This window comes from Frankia torreyi (assembly GCF_000948395.1).
GTDB lineage: Bacteria > Actinomycetota > Actinomycetes > Frankiales > Frankiaceae > Frankia > Frankia torreyi.
Genome location: NZ_JYFN01000011.1, coordinates 1 through 17156, shown reverse-complemented (window position 1 = coordinate 17156; position 17156 = coordinate 1). Strand labels below are relative to the sequence as shown.

Here is a 17156-nt window from a genome sequence, read left to right as displayed (position 1 = left end):
TTCAGGGGTGGCGGCCACCCCTGGGCCTGACGCGCGGTGTCCCGCGGGTGAGCTGTAGTCCTGTGACCTGGGGTTTTCTGTGAGCAAGGAACCGGAAATCTGCTGACAGGGGGGACAGCGTCCCCACCTGCCCCCCCTGGAATTTCAGGTCGGGACACGGCGGTACTTTCTTCCCTGTTGACCTTGGTAGACGACCGTTTCGATCTCGATCTGTCCTGCCTCGGCGAGCCGCCCCACGGCGTCGTCCAGGTAGTCGCGGTACCGCCGCGCGGCCGATCGCAGATCGGACTGCGACACCCACCCGTCCGCCCGGTGAAGGCATCGCATGATCGCCGCGCATGCCTTCTTCGTCTGGGCGCCGTCGGTCCGGTCGGCGACGATGACGGCCCGCTCGGCGTCCGCCTCGGCGCGGGCCCGGTTCCGTTCGGCGGCGGCCCGGCGCAGCGTGTCCACTACGGATTGCCGGGTCCGGTCCGAGATGTCCATCAGCGTCCCGGCCAACCGCCAGTCCTCGGCGGTGACGCGGGCGTGCCCGTCGAGCAGACCGAGCGCGGCGGCGACCTTCAGCCGGCACAGCAGGGCGTGCCCGTCGAGTGCCTCGGCGTCCCCCCGCTGGCGCCGGCGGTGTGCCTCCCGGATCGTGACGATGGCCTCGGCGCACACGTCGAGAACACGCAGCCGGCCCGGGTGGAACTCGACGTCGTCCGGCCAGCCGGGCAGGTCCCACTCCCACGGTTTCGGTTCGGCCGGCATCTCGTCGGGCATCGCGGGGTCGGTGCCGGGCAGCCACACGAACCGTTGCGGGGTGCCCCCGGCGGCCTCGGCCTCGTTGAGCAGGACGTCCGCCCGACCGGGCTGCACCCCGACGACCAGGCCGAGGCGGTAGGCGTGCGGGGCGACCTTCAGCCGGCGGGTGGCATCGGCGTTGTTAAAACCGACTTCTTCGCCGACCCATCCGCTTCGCAGGACAGAGAGGATCGTTGCGCCGGTACGGCCCTTGACCGCGCCGAGCTGGTCGACCTCGTGAATCTCGATGACGGCGGACGTCTCGTCCTGAACGATGTCCTCGGCGTCCTTGTCGTAGTGCACGAAGGTCTTGACCAGACCCTCGCCAGTCCCGACCGGCCAGACGTTGACGTCGCCGACGTCGCAGGCGTCGCGGGCCGCGCCCATCGCCGCGCCCTTACCGCCACCCGAGGGAGCCACGACCGCGAGGAACAGGTTCAGGCTCGCGTGGCTGCCGATGGTGGCCGGCAGGACGTACTCCGGCGGTACCTGCGACAGCACCCGCACCAGGGCCACACCGAGGACAGCCCATGGCGACGCCATCCGCGCACGGGCGAACTCGCGCACATGGGCCAGGCACGGCCGGGCAAACCAGAACGACTCATCGTCGACCGCGGCGGGCCCGGCCAGGCCGCGGGCGACGGTTCGAGACAGCTCGGTGGTGGTCCACCCGATCACCTCGGCCACGTCGGCATCCGGGCTGTCGAGGTAGCCCAGCGCCGACAGGAACGTCTCCCGGGTGCGACGCCGGTCGGCGGCGTCGGCGACCTGGCGGGCGTACCAGCCGACGTTGCCCACGGTCGCGGCGACCTCGACGCACTCGACGAGGTAGACCACCTGCATCCCGTAGGCCGCGCTCGAGGTCTCCACCTCCGACCGGCGCAGCATCTCGGTCCACACGGGCAGCGGGTCCGTGAGCAGACCGTCCGACCGCAGGTCGCACGACACCCGGAACGCCAGGCCATGCGCGGACCGGTGGAAGTCCTCGGCGGTCAGCGTCGCGGCGAGGTCTACCGCGGTCTCCAGGTCGCCGGACATCATCGCCCCGACGACCACCCGCTCAGCGAGGATCAGATCATCACCGACGTCCGCCCGGATCGGGCTTACGGTCACTCGCCCACCCGCCGCATCCGCGCGGCCTCGCCCCGCCGGCGAGCGTCGAGGTGCTCCCGCTCGGCATCCAGGGTGCGCAGCCGGCCGCCGCAGACGCGGCGGAGCTGAGCGCGGAGTTCTTCGATGGGGTCGGTGGCCGGGTGGTCGGGGGTGTCGGCGGTATCGTCACGCCGACCGATGACGGGTATCTTCACAGGTAGTCCTGATCGTGTGATGGCGGGCGGGATCTCAGACCTGGCGGGTCTGTGGGGNGGGCGGAGCCGGCGCTGGGGAGCGTCGGCTTTGTCATTTCCGGGGCTAGTCAGGCCGCCTCTGCGGCAGGAGCCTCGGGGGCGGTGGTGCGGCGACGGCCCTTGCCGGCCTGGCCGCCGAGCCGGCCAACGGTGGCCATCCACTTCGTCCGGCATCTGCTCGCCAGCAGGGTGCGGGTGTCCTCGTCGAGATCGCCCGCAGGGTCGAGCGCATCCGCCCAGTACCGCAGCGTTGCCGGGCCACGTACCGGGTTGTCGATCTCTGCCATGACCCCACCGTGCGCCGGGTAGCTGTCGCGCGAACGCTGCCAGCGTTCGCGCGACAGCCAATTTCAAGATCGGCGGAGTTCGCGGCGGAGGGTGCGGAGGTCGTCACCGATCCGCTGGCGGGTCGCCACACCGGTCGCGCTGTCGCCGTAGGCGGCCAGCGGCAGACGGTCCAGGCCGAGCGCGGCCCGCTCCTGCTGGAGCGCGGCGGCCTGCGGGGACAGCCGACTACCCGACTCGATCTTGAATTCGGCGGCGGTGACCTCGGGCCAGCGGCGCAGTACCGGGCGGAGAGCGTCCCGGCGGAGTTCGGCGCCGCGCTGCTGCGCGCCCGGACGACGCTGTCCCCCACCGGCGTACGGCAGGACGTGCGGGGCCGGACGGCCTATGCGCGCGCGAGCCCGTGCCTCGACTCGGCGCCGCAGCACCGCGGCCTCCCGCTCGGCCTCCCCGCGGACCCCGGGGCGGTACCGGACAACCAGTCCGGACGGGTTCACCGCGTAGGGCGTCATCGGCTGGAGGGCCTCAGCAAGGAGCCGCGCAGGCTGCCATGGGTCGACGTCCGCAGCGAGCAGAGCCGCGAGGGTGATCCGGTCCCCGGGCCAGGACGGCTCGATGGGCGCGCCGAGGCGGGCGAGCGTCGCGGCCACATCGTCCGCCAGGCAGATCAGCCCCGCAAGCTCGTCGACCGCGGACCGGCGAGCGTCCATGCTCATCCAGCGCCACGGCCACAGGTTGCCGACAAGAGATCCATCCGGGGCGATCAGACCGACGCGATACAGCGGGGCCAGCAGGGGCACCGTCAGGGCCGGATGGCCGAGCAAACTCCCTACCGTCGCGAGGTCCAGGAGCGGGCGGGCCTCGCTGATCACGTAGGGCGTCAGCCGGTAGCCCACCCACGAGACTGCGGTGGCGAGGGCGGACTCGACCGGGTGGCGCGGCCGGGCGGCCACGACCACCCGGGGCACGGCCGGGCGGTCGACCCACCCGGCCGTGGCCACGACGCCAGGGTCAGCGGGGGTCGGGGTCATGCCGACGCCCGGCCGGCGCAGTAGGGCGCGCGTTCCCGCTCGGCCCGCTCTTGCTCCGCCAACCATCGGTCGACTTCGCTACGCCGGTACACCACGGTCCCGCCGACCCGGAAGCCGAGCGGACCGAACCCCCGGTGACGCCATTGCCTAAGCGTGCCGACAGGCACCTTGATCAATCGGCTGAGTTCGCTGGTCCGCAGCATCTCGTCGTCGCTCACCGACTTGGCCCTCCAGCCCTTCGTACGGGTGACTTCTCACCCGATCCAGGCCAGTCATACACGCGTTCGATTGGTTCTGTCCAGCGGGTGGAGCTTCACCCGCTCGACCCTGGTACGTTCGGCCTGTGACTCCCGAAGATCCGGCCGATCCGCCTCGGGCTACGGTCGATTCGCTACGCACTGTGATCGGTGGTGCGGCTGCAAGGATTCGACGAGAGGCTGGTCGCAGGCAGCAGGACGTGTCCGACGCGGCTCGGCTTTGCGGACTCGCTTGGGATCGGTCGAGGATTGCCGCGCTGGAGCGCGGAGCGAAATCAATCAGCATTGAAGAGCTTGTTGTTCTGCCGTTTGTACTTGGTGTGGCCTGCGAGCGCCAAGTCACCGTGTCAGAGCTACTCGACTCGCCGGATCTTGTGGCGTTGACCCCTCAGATCCACGGATCGGCGCGAGATATAGCGGACATCCTTGCCGGGGAGACGCCGGAGGACATCATCGTGCCCTCTCGCGTCGCGGACGCTATTGGGCGCGGTACCTGGGATTTCGGCCGAATAGCCGGCCCGCCACCTGTACCGAGTGACCCGGGAGCACATTCCTTCACAGATCTCCCGCTGAGCCCCGAATTGGCGGGCGGGGCCGATGAAGAAATCGATGCCCAAGTAAGGGAGCCGATCCGGAACCTCGCGGCGCGGACGATCTTAGAGGCGATGCCAGTTGCTCGCCGTGCCTTCGAACTGGGGCTGTGGCCGCGCGGTGGCACTGTCGGCGACGTCACTCGCTGGGCGTGGCTAGGTGGCGAGACCGAGGAACTAGCGGGACGCCGACTCGGTGAACCGCCGGCAATCATCGTGGCGCTATCGCTCGCGTTGTGGGGTCGGACCCTGTCCGCTGAACGGGACCATATCCTGAGTGAAAAGAGTGTCCCGAGCGCGGCGACACGCGATACGGTCCGCTCCGTACGTGGGAGAATAACCCGAAACTTGCTGAATCAGCTTTCTGGCGATATTCGGTTGCGTGAGCTTGCTGGAGAAAACAGGGAAATTGAAAAAGCTACTGGCAGGGGCGCGGCCTTCGTCGCGCTTGTTGCCCGGGATCTCTGGGGTAATTCGTTGGCCAATGAGCGGGACCGGCTTGTGGCTGAAAGCGAACCCGACGCGAGCCCGGACCGGCGGCGCGAGCTACGCGAGCGGGTCACCCGTCAGCTTGTCGACCAGGTGACCGAGGAGATCCGACGACGGGAGACCGGGGGCGATGGCCAGCGTCAAGAAGAGGCCGGACGGTAAGTGGCGTGCGCGCTACTACGACGCGGCCGGCAAGGAGCACTCGCGGCACTTCGCCCGGAAAACCGATGCCTCGCGCTGGGCCGCCGACCAGGAGTCCGCGGTGCAGCGTGGCGTGCACGTCGACCCGCGCGCAGGCCGCGAAACCGTGAAGGCGTTCGCTGAACGCTGGCGAACGGCCCAGGTGCAGCATCGGCCGCGTACTGCCCGCCAGGTCGAGATCGTGATGCGGGTGCACACGTATCCGACGCTCGGCGATCACAGAATGTCGGCGGTCAGCCGCACCGCGGTGCAGGCGCTCGTGACGTCCTGGGCCTCGACGGCGGCGCCCCGGACGGTCGTGATGCGGTTCGCCTTCCTGCGGGCGATGTTCGCCAGCGCGGTAGACGACGGGGTGATCGGCAGGAGCCCGTGTGTCCGGATCAAGCTGCCGGAGATCGTGAAAGAAGCGGTCGTGCCGCTAACCGTCGAGCAGGTGCGGGCGCTGCACGATGCGATCGCTAAGGCGTACCGGCCGGCCATCCTCGTCGGGGCCGGATGCGGCCTGCGGATCAGTGAGGTCCTGGGGCTGACCGAGCCGGCGGTCCGGCATCTCGCGCGTGACCTCGACGTCCGGTGGCAGCTCTCCGAGGCGCCCCCCTGGAAGCTGCTGCCCGTCAAGACTACGAACGGTGTCCGTGAGGTACCCGCGCCGGCGTTCGTGCTCGACGCGCTGTCAACGCTGACCGCGGGGGAGATGCTGGGGACCCTGCTGCACCGCGGCGACGAGCAGTGGGAGCCGATCTCCGCGCGCATGGTGCACCTCGCGTTCGCGGACGCCGTCGAAGTCGTGAACCGGGCGGCCGAGCGGCGCAAACGCGATCGGAAGGCCCGGCGGACGACCGCACCGGAGCTTCCGTCCGTGCCGACCGGCACGACCTTTCATGATCTCCGCCATCACTATGCGTCGACCCTGATCGATGGCGGGGAGTCCGTGACGGTGGTCGCGGCCCGGCTCGGCAACGACCCGGCCGAGACACTGAGGACATACAGCCACTTGTTCCCGGACTCGGCGGAGCGGACGCGTCGGATCGTGGATGCAGCGTGGGCGCCGGCGGACCCGCAAGATCAAGCGGACGGATTGCGGACCGTGGGGGAGTAGGTAAGCCGCTGACCAGGCAGAATGTGGCCGTAGCGGTCAACGGCCAGTTCACCGTCGTCATCGACCAGTTCCGCGCGGACCGAACCCAGCCCTGACCAGCCCTTGCACTGCTTCCTGGAGCAAGAAATCCGAAGATCTGCATCATCGAGATCGGTGATCTCGCCCAGGATGGCGAAGACGGCCGGTACGAGCTGACCACGCGGAGGCGCCCACCAGGGCCGTTCGTGCCTGCGCGATGTCAGGCTGATCCGAGGATGACCGTGGCCGAGACGGTGCGGAAGACGCCTGACTTTCGTCGGCATGCCTGGGTACACCCTGGTCAGCCCGGCTGCCGGACGGCGGCTGGGGTCAGGGGCACAGCGTTGGAGGTAGGTGGAGGTAACGGACATGCCGTTCGTCAACGTGAAAGTGATCGAAGGCGTATTCACCCCCCAGCAGAAGCAGGAGATGATCGCCAAGTTGACCGAGGTCATGGTCGGCATCGAGGGCGAGGCGACGCGATCAGTGACCCATGTCGTCGTCGAGGAGGTTCGTAGCGGGGACTGGGGCATCGGAGGACGGTGCCTGACCACCGAGGACGTGCAGAAACTCCAGGCCAGCGAGAGCACCTGAGGAGTCGAAGCCGAAGCCGCCGACTACTCGCCGAGGAAATCGGCAGCGCATCCTCCTGCTGACACAACGGGTGGACCTGAAGGTCGATCGAGGCGGTGCGGCCCTGGCTTGCGGCCCGGTCGGTCAACTCGCGCAACAGCCGCGACTTGCCGATGCCGCCGACACCCGTGGCATTGAAGACGCGCGGTCCCGCGCCGATGCGCGTCATGTCCTCGGCGAAAGCCGCCAGTATCGGTTCGCGGTCGACGAAAGGACGCTGCAGAGCCGCCACCCGGCGAAAACGTGGCGCTGGCGCCATGTAAATTTCCGGCCATCACAGACCGCAATGCCACCGAGGACGATGAAAAATCATAGTCGTGGTCGGCATGCCGGTTGATTCCCCTGCTCGACCGGTCCCGATCGCCGCGGGCTCCCCCGTCGTCCGCGCAGCAACGGCCCATCGCCCGGCGGTCGTATGTCCAGGAGTGTGAGCAACACGCAGCGCAACGAATATATCACTCAGATAACGGCGTAGTGGCTCCGTGTGATTACTCTTCGTGGCCAACGGGTGTCGATGACGGCACCCATGGTTCTGAGGAGCGGACATGTTTCGTCGAGGACGGCTGGGGATGGGGGCGGTGGCGCTGGCCGCCGCCGGCATCGTGGCCCTGCCGGCAGCGGCCACCGCGGCCCCCGCATGGGGGACGCCCTCCAGGCAGCACCTAGCCGTCGCGGGGCCTGGCACCGAATGGTCCTGGGGTTACAACGGACTCGGGCAGCTGGGCAACGGCACCACCACGAACAGCGCGGTACCCGTCCGGGTCAGCGGCCTGACCGACGTGGTCGGCGTCGCCGCGGGCAGGTACGCCGGGTACGCGGTGCGCCGGGACGGCACCGCCTGGTCCTGGGGCTATAACGCCTACGGGCAGCTTGGCAACGGCACCATCACGAACAGCAGGGTGCCCGTCCGGATCAGCGGCCTGTCCCGGGTCGTCGCCCTCGCCGGCGGCGCCGCCAACGGGTATGCGCTGCGCCAGGATGGCACCGTCTGGTCCTGGGGCTACAACAACTACGGGCAGCTTGGCAACGGCACGACCACCAACAGCCGGGTGCCCGTCCGGGTTCGCGGCCTGTCCCGGGTCATCGCCATCGCCAGCGGGGGCCTGACCGGGTATGCGCTGCGCCAGGACGGCACCGTCTGGTCCTGGGGCTACAACGACGAGGGGCAGCTCGGCAACGGCACCACCGCCAACAGCCCGATACCCGTCCGGGTCAGTGGCCTCAGCGGGGTGACCGCAATCGCCGGCGGCCGGGAGACCGGGTACGCGCTGCGCCAGGACGGCACCGTCGGGGCCTGGGGCGCGAACGACGAAGGGCAGCTGGGCAACGGCACCACCGTGTCCAGCACGGTACCCGTCGCGATCCGCAACCTCTCGGAGGTGACCGCCATCGCCGCCAGCAGCGAGGGCAACAGCGGGTACGCGCTGCGCGGGGACGGCACCGCCTGGGCCTGGGGCCTCAACAACACCGGGCAGCTTGGCAACGGCACCGACGACACCTCCCTGGTACCCGTCCAGGTCAGCGGCAGCACCGGCCTCGTCGGGGTCACCGCGATCTCCGCGGGCAGCTTCAGCGGGTACGCGCTGCGCGCGGACGGCACCGTGTGGGCGTGGGGCAGCAACTTCTTCGGGCAGCTGGGCCACAGCACCACTCCCCCCTACAGCCTGCTTCCCGTCCAGGTCAGCGGCGTCGCCGGGGCGGAAGCCATCGCTGGTGGTGGCTTCAGCGGGTACACGCTCGTCAACACCTTGATCAGGTGACCGGGCCCGACCGCCAGGTCGATGACGGGCGGGGAACCTGACCCCGCCCGATCCCCGCGGCCCCGGCCCGACATCCTCGTCGACCGGGGCCGCGGCACGTCCCCCAACCGCGGCGTCACCAGCGCCGCGGCATCACCCCGGCGAGCCGGCCCGGCACGGTGCGCATGGTGTGCGCGCCCGCGGGAAGGTGTCCCCACACGTCGGGCGTTGCGCTGGACGTGCGCCGCGGGGTCGGCCGAGCCGTGACCCCTCGCCGCTCCACACCCCTGGCCCCGCCGAGACCAAGACCCACTGGGAGACTCACGATGATCCCCGCCCACGGCTACACCGCCTTCTTCAGGCCCAGCTCCGAAGGCGGTGACAAGAACATCGTGGGCGGGCTGCCCGCCAGCACGCGTGACGGGGAGAAGCTCGTCTGCCAGGTGCCGGTCGTCGCCTGGGGCAACAACGGCGAGGCCCTGGTTGCGGACATGGCAGACGGTTGTCTACGCAGTGTCCGGGGCGCCGAAGGGTTCATCCGCCTCACCCGGGCCGCGAGCGAGACGGTCGGCCACGGTGAATCCCGGTCGCCTGCCTGATCGCGCTTGCGGCGAGTGGTGATGTGACGAAATCCACGCCGGATCTGGAGCTGGAGTCGAAGTCGGAGCCGGAGCCGGATTTCGGTCGGCATTGGCAGCCAGCGATGCTCGATAAGTTCGGCTGAATGCCTCCGCCGGGCAATCCTGTCGCGCCATAATGACCGGCAGACGGTTCCCTGTCGGCCTGCCCTGTTTCCGTAGGGGCTGGTTCCCGGTCCGACTCGGCTCGCCCCACCTCACCAGCGTCTTCGCTATGTAGGCATGTCAGCCGGGCGGACTCCGCCCCCTCCCTGCACCGAGGCCACCGCATGAGTCAGCTCTGTCCCACCGGCGTGCCCAGACCCGATTTCGGGATCAGCATTCCCCAACGGGTGCATCCCGCGGCCGACCGCATCGGCGAACATCTCCTGGCCTGGGCCGCCGGGTTCGGGCTGGCCGTCGACGATGCCGCACGTGCCCGGTTGGACGCCGCCGGATTCCACCTGGCGGCCGCCCGGATCCTGCCCGATGCCGAGCAGGCCGACGTCGAGCTCTTCGCCCAGTGGGCGGTGTGGCTGTTCCACCTCGATGACGAGCAGGACGAAGGGCCCATGGGCCGCGACGCCGCGATCGTGCGCGAGACCTACGCCTCGATCACCTCGATCACCTCGACGGCCGAAGGGCAGCCCGCGCCCGCCGGCGCCCCCGCGTCGGTGACGGCCCTGGCCGACCTGTGGCCCCGCACCGCCCGGGGAATGTCCGCGCCGTGGCGTCGCCGCATCCGTCAGCACATCCACGACCACCGCGACGCCTTCCTCACCCAGATCGCCCACCGGCAGAACGGCACGGTGGCGACCCCCGAGGAATACCCGACGCTGCGCCGGAACGACAACGCCATGTTCATGTACGACCTGGTGGAAGTCGCCTACCGGACGGAAATCCCCCCGGACCTCGCGGCGACGAAGAGCTGGACCGAGCTGTGTGCCGCGTCGAGTGACATCATCGCGTGGACCAACGACGTGGTATCCCTGCCGCGGGAAGCCGCCCTCGGGGAGACCACCAACTACGTCATCGTTCTCCAGCGCGCCACGGGCTGCGACGAACGCACCGCCCTCGAACAGGTCCACCTGTACATCACCCGACGGCTGCGCGCTCTCGACGACGCCCAACGCGCCTTCCTCGTCGACGCGCAGAGCCTGGCGCCGACGGCGCACTGTGACCGGCTGCATCCAGACCGGCTGGACCGGGTCGTCCGCACCGTCTGCGACATGCCGGGAGCACACCTGGCCTGGATGTTCACCTCCGGCCGCCACCGGTAGCGGTCTGCGCCCCGCTACCGCCGACACCTCCCCGCGGGCGCAACCGATCGCCCTCGGCCGCCGTGATCCAGAAGGGCGGTCGGGATGGCGTCGCTCGATGCCGGGCGGCCGAGGCCGGGCGGGTCCGGCGCCGGCGGCGAGGAATCGCCGAACGACGTGTCGCCGGGGCCGCATCGCGGCCGAACGCGTCGCACTGGCCCGAACGTGCCGCCCCGAAGCCGTTTTCGGGCTACTACGCGGGGGCCTGCCTGCTGGTGTCGTTGCTGATCCACGTATTGATGGAGGAGACCTCACCAGTCGGGGCTTGAAGATCGGGGCTGACAATGCGTGTGTTGCTGGTCGAGGACGACCACGGCGTCGGCGGCGCGATCAAGGATGTCCTGGATGCGCGCGGCCACCCGGTCGAGTGGGTGACCCGGGGGGCGGACGCCCTGCTCCGTCATCGCAACGCCGACCTGCTGCTCCTTGACCTCGGGCTGCCGGACATCAGCGGGCTGGAGGTGCTGCGTCGCCTGCGCCGGCTCGCCGCGACCCCGGTCCTCGTCCTGACCGCGATGGGCACCCACGAGCGCGACATCGTGCGGGGCCTGCGCCTCGGCGCCGACGATTATCTGATCAAGCCGGTGCGGATGGACGAGCTGCTAGCCCGGATGGAGGCCATCCTGCGCCGCACCGAGCGCGGCGGTGCCACCCCGGTCGGGCGGGTGCAGGTGAACGACATCGCCATCGACCTCGACACCCATCTGGTGACGGTCGCCGGCGAGGAGGTCGTGCTGACGCGGATCGAGTTCGAGATCCTGGCCGTGCTCGCCCGCAAGGCGGGCGCGGCCGTCAGCCGCGAGCAGTTGCTCGACGAGGTGTGGGGCGACGCCTACGTGGCGGTGTCGCGGACGTTCGACGTGCACCTGTCGAAGCTGCGCAAGAAGCTTGGCCGGCCGAGCCCGCTGCACAACATCCGCGGCTTCGGCTACCGGCTGGGCGACTGAGATGCGCCGACGGCTGCTGATCGTCCTCATCGTGGCCGGTCTCGGCGCGCTCGCCGCGTTCGCCGTCCCGCTGCTCTACACCACCTCGGCGGAACGCTCCGACCGGTTCGTCAGCCGGCGCACCGCCGACATCAACCGGTTCGCCGAGCTCGCGCTCACCGGCTCCGACCAGCTCGAACCGGAGATCGATGCGCATGCCGACCTCTATGGCGACGCCGTGGCCGTCGTCGACGCGGCGGGCCGGCCGATCGTCTCGCGCGGCGACCTCGGTGATCTCGGCGGCGGCGGGCAGGTCGCGCAGGCGATCGACGCGGCGCTGCGCAACCAGCGCCAGGCCAGCCTGCCCGATATCCGGCCCTGGTCGTCCGGGCGGGTGCTGTTCGCCCGCCCGGTGGGCAACGGCGTCGAGGTGAGCGGCGCGGTGGTGCTGGTGTCGAGCCGGGGCCGTGCCGCGGCGGACGTCGGGCGGGTATGGGGGCACGTCCTGCTCGGCGTGCTCGCCGTCGCCGCGGTGTTCGCGACGGTGATCCTGCTGATCGTCCGCTGGGTGCTGCGGCCCATCACCCAGCTCGAGCACGGCCTGCGGGCGGTCGGCAAGGGGGTGGTGGCGGCGCACGTGTCGCCGCAGCAGGGGCCGTCGGAGGTACGCACACTGCTCGCCTCGTTCAACCGGATGTCGGACGCGGTCGCCGACTCGGCGCGCCGTCAGCGGGCGCTCATCGACGACACCTCCCACCAGTTGCGCAACCCCCTGATGGCGATGCGGCTGCGGATGGACATGCTGGCCGGCTCGTTGCCGGACGAGGCGCGCGACACCTACGCCTCGATGGTCGCCCAGGCCGGGCGGCTGCAGGTCCTGCTCGATGGCATGCGCGCGCTCGCCGTCGCCGACGCGGCCGCCACCGAGCTCGCCGCCCATCCCGCGACCCCGGCGGCCTGCGACGCGAGCGCGACGGTGCTCGAGCGGATCGACTTCTGGCTGCCCGCCGCCGTCGCCCGGGACGTGACGCTGGTCGATCACGTCCCGGCGGAACCCATCCCGCTGCTGTGCGCCGATACGGACCTGGAGCAGATCGTCGACGTGCTGATCGACAACGCCATCAAGTACGCCCCGGGCAGCACGGTGACCGTGACGGTGACCGCTCGCTGGCCGACGGGGCGGGGCCGGGTGACCGTGGCCGACGACGGCGTCGGCGTGCCACCCGGCGAGCTGCCGCGCNTGACCGAACGGTTCCACCGCGGCAACCACGACCTGTCCGGCTCCGGGCTCGGCCTGGCGATCGCCGAGCGGCTGGTGACCAACAACGGCGGGCGGCTGATCCTGGAGACGGTGACGCCGCACGGGCTGTCCGTCGCCGCCGAACTGCCCGTCGGAGAACGGCCCACGTCCCCGCCGGTCGACTCCGCGCCCACGGGCACGCCGGCGAACGGCGGGCGTGGCTCGGGGTTGCCCGGCCTGTCGCGGTCGGGCGGGACCGACACGATGCCGACGATCTGGCTGCCCAGGTCCCAGCGCCGCCGGGCCCGACGGCGCGACGACCCGGCGAGTGCCACGACGCCCGGAGCCGCCTCGTGACCGTCTCTCGCCGCGCGGTGCTGCTCGGCACCCTGGCGGTCGGGGCCACGGCCGTCACCGTCGCCAGTGCCGGCGGTTGCTCGTCGGACGACCCCACGGTCTCGATCGCGGCCGGGGAGCCCGACGGCTTCTACATCGAGTTCGCGAACCTGCTCCGACCGTTGCTGCACGCCCAGGTGGTTCCGACGCTCGGCAGCGTGCAGAACATCCGTAGCGTCTCGGCCGGCACGGCGGACCTCGGGCTCGCCCTCGCCGATGCCCTCGACGCCGCGCAGAAGGGTCTGCCCGCCTTCGGCCGCCCGGTGCAGCTCTACGCGCTCGGCCGGGTCTACGAGAACTACATGCAGCTCGTCGTGCGCGCCGACAGTCCGGTGCGCGCCGTGGCGGACCTGGCCGGCCGGGCCGTGTCGCTGGGCGCCAACGGCTCCGGCGCCGCGCTGTTCGGCGAGCGCCTGTTCGCCACGGCGGGGGTGATGCTCGGCCAGGCACGCCACCTGTCGCTCAAGGACGCCGTGGGCGCGCTGCGCGAGGACATGATCGACGCCATGCTGTGGTCGGGCGGGGTCCCGACGGAGGTCCTGGCGCAGGCGGACCGGGAGTGGGGCATCCGGCTGCTGGAGCTCGGCGCCTACGTCCCCGAACTGCGCCGCCGCTACGGCCGCTACTACAACGAGGTCGCCCTGCCGGCCGGCACCTACCGGGCGGCGGGCGCCGTGCATACGGTCGGCGTTCCGAACCTGCTGGTCGCCGGGTCGCACTGCCCCGATCAGGTGGTCCGCAACACCGTCCGGGTGCTGGTCGAGCACGCCGGGCAGCTCGTGCCGAAGCAGGCCCGGGGCACCCAGTACCTCGACGTCGGCAACCTCATCAACACCGAGCCGCTGCCGCTGCACCCGGCCGCCGCCGAGACCTACCGGGCGCTGCGGGGATAGCCCGGCCACCCGTCCCAGGAGGCCGCCGCCTCGCTCGTCAGCGGGTCCGGCGGTTGAACAGGACGCTCGAGGCCACGACCGAGACCGCGATGATGCCCAGGCTCCACAGCACCGCGTGCCAGGCGACGGAGCCGACCGGCCTGCCGGTGAGCGCGGCGCGGGTCGTCTCCACCACGGTGTTCACGGGTTGGTCACGGGCGAAGCCCCGCAGCCAGGACGGCATCGTGTCGACCGGGACGAACGCGCTGCTCGGGTAGGCCAGGAAGCTGACGAGGAAGGTGAACCCGTTCGCCGCCTCCGGTGAACCGGCGAGGATCCCGACCGTCGCCGACAGCCAGGACAGCGCCAGCACGAACAGCGCCAGCACGCCCACGGCCACCAGCCAGTCGCCGACACCGGCGGACGGGCGGAAGCCGATGGCGAGGGCCACGGCGACCACCAGCGCGGTGGAGACGAGGTTGCGCACCACGCTCGCCACCACGTGCCCGGAGATCAGTGCGGCGCCGGAGACGTCCATCGACCGGAACCGGTCGATGACGCCGGTGGTCAGGTCGCTGGACACGGTGACGGCGGTGGTCGCCGCCCCGAAGCCGGCGCAGACCAGCAGCACGCCGGGCACGACGTAGTCCACGTAGTCGATGCCGGTCTGCAGCGCCCCGCCGAACAGGTAGACGAACATCAGCATCAGCATGATCGGGAGTGCGAGCGCGGTGATCATGCCGTCGACGCTGCGCACGGTCAACCGCAGGCTGCGGCCGATCATCGTCGCCGCGTCGCCGGCGGCGTCGACGAACGCCGGCCGGGGCGCGGGGCGGACGGCCGCTTTGGGCAGGGCCAGCTCAGACATGAGCGCTCCCCCTCTGGAGGGCGGTCGGGCGGATCTCGGTGGGCGACGGGCGGGTCTCGGCGCGTGCCGGCCGGGCGGTGAGGGTGAGGAAGGCGTCGTCCAGGGTGGTGCCGTGCACGTCGAAACGGGCGACGCGATCGCGGCCGGCGTCGATCTCGTCGAGCAGGGCGCGTACGTGGGCCGCCGTGCCGTCGGTGGTGATGCCGAAGGTGCGCCGAGCCGGATCGGCGGTGACGGCGCGCGGGCCGAGTTGGCGCACGACGGCCGCGAACGCCTCGGGCCCGGCGGCCGCCGTCAGCTCCACGTCGAGGCGGTGCCCGCCGACCTGCTCCTTGAGCTGCGCCGCGGATCCCTCGGCGACCACCCGCCCGCCGTCGACGATCGCGATGCGGTCGGCCAGCCGGTCGGCCTCGTCCAGGTACTGCGTGGTGAGGAAGACGGTGACGCCGGCGACGGCGAGCTCGCTGACGATCTCCCACATCGCGGCCCGACTGCGCGGGTCCAGGCCGGTCGTCGGCTCGTCCAGAAAAATGATCTCCGGCTCGCCGACGAGGCTCGCCGCGAGGTCCAGCCGGCGGCGCATCCCGCCGGAGTAGGTCTCGACCCGGCGCCGGCCGGCGGCGGTCAGGTCGAACCGTTCCAGCAGCTCCGCGGCGCGCCGGCGGACCAGGCGGGGCGGCAGGTGCAGCAGCCGGCCCATCATCCGCAGGTTCTGCTCGCCGGTCTGCGCCTCGTCGAGGGCCGCGTACTGGCCGGTCAGGCTGATCCGCCGGCGGACCTCGCGGCGCTGGGTGTCGACGTCGTGGCCGGCGACCCGGACGCGCCCGGCGTCGGCGCGCGTCAGGGTGGCCAGGATCCGCACGGCGGTGGTCTTGCCCGCGCCGTTCGGGCCGAGCAGCGCGAACACGCCGCCGCAGGACACCCGCAGGTCGACGTGGTCGAGCACGGAGGTCGAGCCGTAGGACTTGGCCAGCCCGACAGCCTCGATCGCCAGGTCAGTGGACATCGTGAGGGCTGCTCCTCGTCGCGAAGGTGAACTGCGTATGGCGTACGTTCAATAGCGTAGATGGTACGCAGATCTAGGATGGCGTCAACGGCGGTGCGGCGAAGGGCGGCTGTCGGATCCCTGACGCGGCGCGGAGGTGACGATGGCCAGGAGCCCCGGACCGGGCGGCGGCCCGGCCAGCGTGCCTGCGGACTCGGGTGTCGTGCCCGCGGCCTCGGGTGTCGTGCCCGCGGCCTCCGCCGTGGGCGGCAGGCCGGAAGCGCCCGGCGTCTTCGCTCTTCCGCCGGCCGTCGAGATGCTCTGGGGGATCCGGGAGCGGCCGAGCCGGGGTCCCCGCCGCGGGCTCAGCCTGGAGCGCATCGTGTCCGCCGCGGTCGACGTCGCGCAGGCCGACGGCATCGGCGCGCTGTCGATGAGCCGGGTCGCCGCCGAGCTCGGCGCCGCGACCATGTCGCTCTACCGGTACGTCGCCGCCAAGGACGAGCTGCTGCTGCTGATGGTGGACGCCGCGATGGGCAGCCCGCCCGGCCCGCGCGAGCCCGACGACGGCTGGCGGGCGGGCCTCAGTCGCTGGGCCCAGGGCGCGCGGGCGGCGTACCACCGTCATCCCTGGGCCCTGCGCGTCCCGATCAGCACCCCGCCGCTCGGCCCGAACATGGTCGCCTGGATGGACGACGGCCTGCGCTGCCTGGCGCACACCCCCCTGACCGAGCAGCAGAAACTGTCCTCGGTGCTACTGCTGAGCGGTTTCGTCCGCAACGAGGCGACGCTGTCCGCCGACCTCACGGTGGCGTCCGGCGGGGAGAAGATGATGCCGGGCTACGGCGCGCTGCTCTCGCGGCTCATCGATCCGGCGCTGTTCCCCTCGTTGCAGCGCGCGATCGATTCCGGCTCGCTCGACGATGACGACGACATGGACGGCGAGTTCGACTTCGGGCTCGCCCGCCTGCTCGACGGCATCGCCGTGCTCGTCGACCGCCTCGCCGCCACCTGAAAGCCGCGGCAGATGCGTTCTCGGCGATGTGGACGACCGCACCACCCGCGCCCTCGGACTACTGCTGATCTCGCCTCCGCCAGGCGAGCTACCTTCCCGGGGCGCAATACCAGGAACTTTAGGTTCGGATCAGGACTGTGACCACGGTGGGCGGCGGTCCTGCGAGGTGCTTGTCGATCGGCTTCTTGGCGGGGAACGGGGTGCGTTTGGTGCGTCGGACGACGCGGGGGTGGGAGCGGAGCCGTTTCGGTAGGACGTGTTCGGCGATCTCAGCGGTCACCGCGGCCAGGATCCGGGCCGTCCGGCGGAGGGGGGAAAAGCGCCCGGCGCACGACTTGGCGGCGGACGACTTTGACGGTGTGGGTGAAGGAGAGCCGGTCGGGGTCGATCCCTTCGACCAGCGCGGTGTCGTGGATCAGTTTCCGTAACGCCCGGTGCAGCAGC

18 protein-coding genes and 3 pseudogenes are annotated in these 17156 nt (G+C 71.0%); 12 read left to right on the top strand and 9 right to left on the bottom strand.

The annotated features are described in order from the left end of the window. Nucleotides 1-144: 144 nt before the first annotated feature. The 5 genes from FF36_RS09090 to FF36_RS09070 all read right to left on the bottom strand — a co-directional run bounded on the left by FF36_RS09090 (nucleotide 145) and on the right by FF36_RS09070 (nucleotide 3666). Nucleotides 145-1899 (bottom strand): DnaB-like helicase N-terminal domain-containing protein, encoded by a 1755-nt coding sequence (locus tag FF36_RS09090; RefSeq protein ID WP_052681021.1) that lies wholly within the window; start codon nucleotides 1897-1899, stop codon nucleotides 145-147. Further along, nucleotides 1896-2093, bottom strand: a complete 198-nt coding sequence (locus FF36_RS09085) for a hypothetical protein (protein WP_044884562.1) — start codon at nucleotides 2091-2093, stop codon at nucleotides 1896-1898. The genes FF36_RS09090 and FF36_RS09085 overlap by 4 nt, the downstream gene beginning before the upstream one ends. Before the next feature lie 107 nt (nucleotides 2094-2200). After that, nucleotides 2201-2419 (bottom strand): hypothetical protein, encoded by a 219-nt coding sequence (locus FF36_RS09080; protein ID WP_044884561.1) that lies wholly within the window; start codon nucleotides 2417-2419, stop codon nucleotides 2201-2203. Between the two features lie 63 nt (nucleotides 2420-2482). Then, nucleotides 2483-3448, bottom strand: a complete 966-nt coding sequence (locus FF36_RS09075) for a hypothetical protein (protein WP_128423275.1) — start codon at nucleotides 3446-3448, stop codon at nucleotides 2483-2485. Next, a complete protein-coding gene (locus FF36_RS09070) occupies nucleotides 3445-3666 on the bottom strand; it encodes a helix-turn-helix transcriptional regulator (protein ID WP_242418618.1) in 222 nt (73 codons plus the stop codon). Before FF36_RS09070 ends, FF36_RS09075 begins: the two co-directional genes overlap by 4 nt. Before the next feature lie 239 nt (nucleotides 3667-3905). Between FF36_RS09070 and FF36_RS34825 the strand changes: the two genes are divergently transcribed. Together FF36_RS34825 and FF36_RS09065 are read left to right on the top strand one after the other, a co-directional pair. Continuing rightward, nucleotides 3906-4946, top strand: coding sequence for a hypothetical protein (locus tag FF36_RS34825; RefSeq protein WP_128423274.1), 1041 nt, complete (start codon nucleotides 3906-3908; stop codon nucleotides 4944-4946). Continuing rightward, nucleotides 4915-6084 carry a tyrosine-type recombinase/integrase gene (locus tag FF36_RS09065; RefSeq protein ID WP_044884559.1) on the top strand — a complete coding sequence of 390 codons (1170 nt, stop codon included), beginning with the start codon at nucleotides 4915-4917 and terminating at the stop codon, nucleotides 6082-6084. Before FF36_RS34825 ends, FF36_RS09065 begins: the two co-directional genes overlap by 32 nt. Here FF36_RS09065 and FF36_RS36355 read toward each other — a convergent pair. Further along, on the bottom strand, nucleotides 6051-6386 hold the full coding sequence (locus tag FF36_RS36355) for a hypothetical protein (RefSeq protein WP_206778449.1): 336 nt from the start codon (nucleotides 6384-6386) through the stop codon (nucleotides 6051-6053). The two genes, FF36_RS09065 and FF36_RS36355, sit on opposite strands and share 34 nt — an antisense overlap. An 85-nt stretch (nucleotides 6387-6471) precedes the next feature. On the opposite strand from FF36_RS36355, the gene FF36_RS09060 reads away from it, so the two are divergent. The 9 genes and pseudogenes from FF36_RS09060 to FF36_RS09030 all read left to right on the top strand — a co-directional run bounded on the left by FF36_RS09060 (nucleotide 6472) and on the right by FF36_RS09030 (nucleotide 13865). Continuing rightward, entirely contained in the window at nucleotides 6472-6696 is a 225-nt protein-coding gene (locus tag FF36_RS09060; RefSeq protein WP_044884651.1) for a tautomerase family protein, read from the top strand. Nucleotides 6697-6766: 70 nt separating this feature from the next. Further along, nucleotides 6767-7072, top strand: coding sequence for a hypothetical protein (locus FF36_RS35380; RefSeq protein ID WP_157871709.1), 306 nt, complete (start codon nucleotides 6767-6769; stop codon nucleotides 7070-7072). A 208-nt stretch (nucleotides 7073-7280) separates the two neighbouring features. Beyond that, nucleotides 7281-8495, top strand: coding sequence for an RCC1 domain-containing protein (locus FF36_RS09055; RefSeq protein WP_044884558.1), 1215 nt, complete (start codon nucleotides 7281-7283; stop codon nucleotides 8493-8495). A gap of 305 nt (nucleotides 8496-8800) precedes the next feature. Continuing rightward, nucleotides 8801-9073, top strand: a complete 273-nt coding sequence (locus FF36_RS09050) for a hypothetical protein (protein ID WP_044884557.1) — start codon at nucleotides 8801-8803, stop codon at nucleotides 9071-9073. Between the two features lie 308 nt (nucleotides 9074-9381). Further along, entirely contained in the window at nucleotides 9382-10371 is a 990-nt protein-coding gene (locus FF36_RS31435; RefSeq protein ID WP_128423273.1) for a terpene synthase family protein, read from the top strand. A gap of 323 nt (nucleotides 10372-10694) precedes the next feature. Further along, nucleotides 10695-11357 (top strand): response regulator transcription factor, encoded by a 663-nt coding sequence (locus FF36_RS09040; RefSeq protein ID WP_011602538.1) that lies wholly within the window; start codon nucleotides 10695-10697, stop codon nucleotides 11355-11357. A 1-nt stretch (nucleotide 11358) separates the two neighbouring features. Beyond that, a pseudogene (locus tag FF36_RS09035) lies at nucleotides 11359-12576 on the top strand (sensor histidine kinase); the annotation flags it as partial. 1 nt (nucleotide 12577) lies between these two features. After that, nucleotides 12578-12933: pseudogene (locus tag FF36_RS37510) on the top strand (sensor histidine kinase); the annotation flags it as partial. Continuing rightward, complete coding sequence (locus FF36_RS09030) at nucleotides 12930-13865, top strand: TAXI family TRAP transporter solute-binding subunit (RefSeq protein ID WP_044884555.1); 936 nt, start codon at nucleotides 12930-12932, stop codon at nucleotides 13863-13865. The pseudogene FF36_RS37510 and the gene FF36_RS09030, both read left to right, overlap by 4 nt. A gap of 37 nt (nucleotides 13866-13902) precedes the next feature. Here FF36_RS09030 and FF36_RS09025 read toward each other — a convergent pair whose 3' ends face one another. Both FF36_RS09025 and FF36_RS09020 read right to left on the bottom strand, forming a co-directional pair. Beyond that, a complete protein-coding gene (locus tag FF36_RS09025; protein ID WP_236705612.1) occupies nucleotides 13903-14712 on the bottom strand; it encodes an ABC transporter permease in 810 nt (269 codons plus the stop codon). Beyond that, the gene (locus FF36_RS09020) at nucleotides 14705-15718 is read right to left on the bottom strand and encodes a daunorubicin resistance protein DrrA family ABC transporter ATP-binding protein (RefSeq protein WP_044884554.1); all 1014 of its coding nucleotides are present in this window, start codon (nucleotides 15716-15718) and stop codon (nucleotides 14705-14707) included. The genes FF36_RS09025 and FF36_RS09020 overlap by 8 nt, the downstream gene beginning before the upstream one ends. A gap of 142 nt (nucleotides 15719-15860) precedes the next feature. On the opposite strand from FF36_RS09020, the gene FF36_RS09015 reads away from it, so the two are divergent. Beyond that, nucleotides 15861-16712: a TetR/AcrR family transcriptional regulator gene (locus FF36_RS09015; protein ID WP_236705613.1), complete on the top strand. Its 852-nt coding sequence runs from the start codon at nucleotides 15861-15863 to the stop codon at nucleotides 16710-16712. 269 nt (nucleotides 16713-16981) lie between these two features. Here FF36_RS09015 and FF36_RS34050 read toward each other — a convergent pair. Continuing rightward, a pseudogene (locus FF36_RS34050) lies at nucleotides 16982-17156 on the bottom strand (IS4 family transposase); the annotation flags it as partial.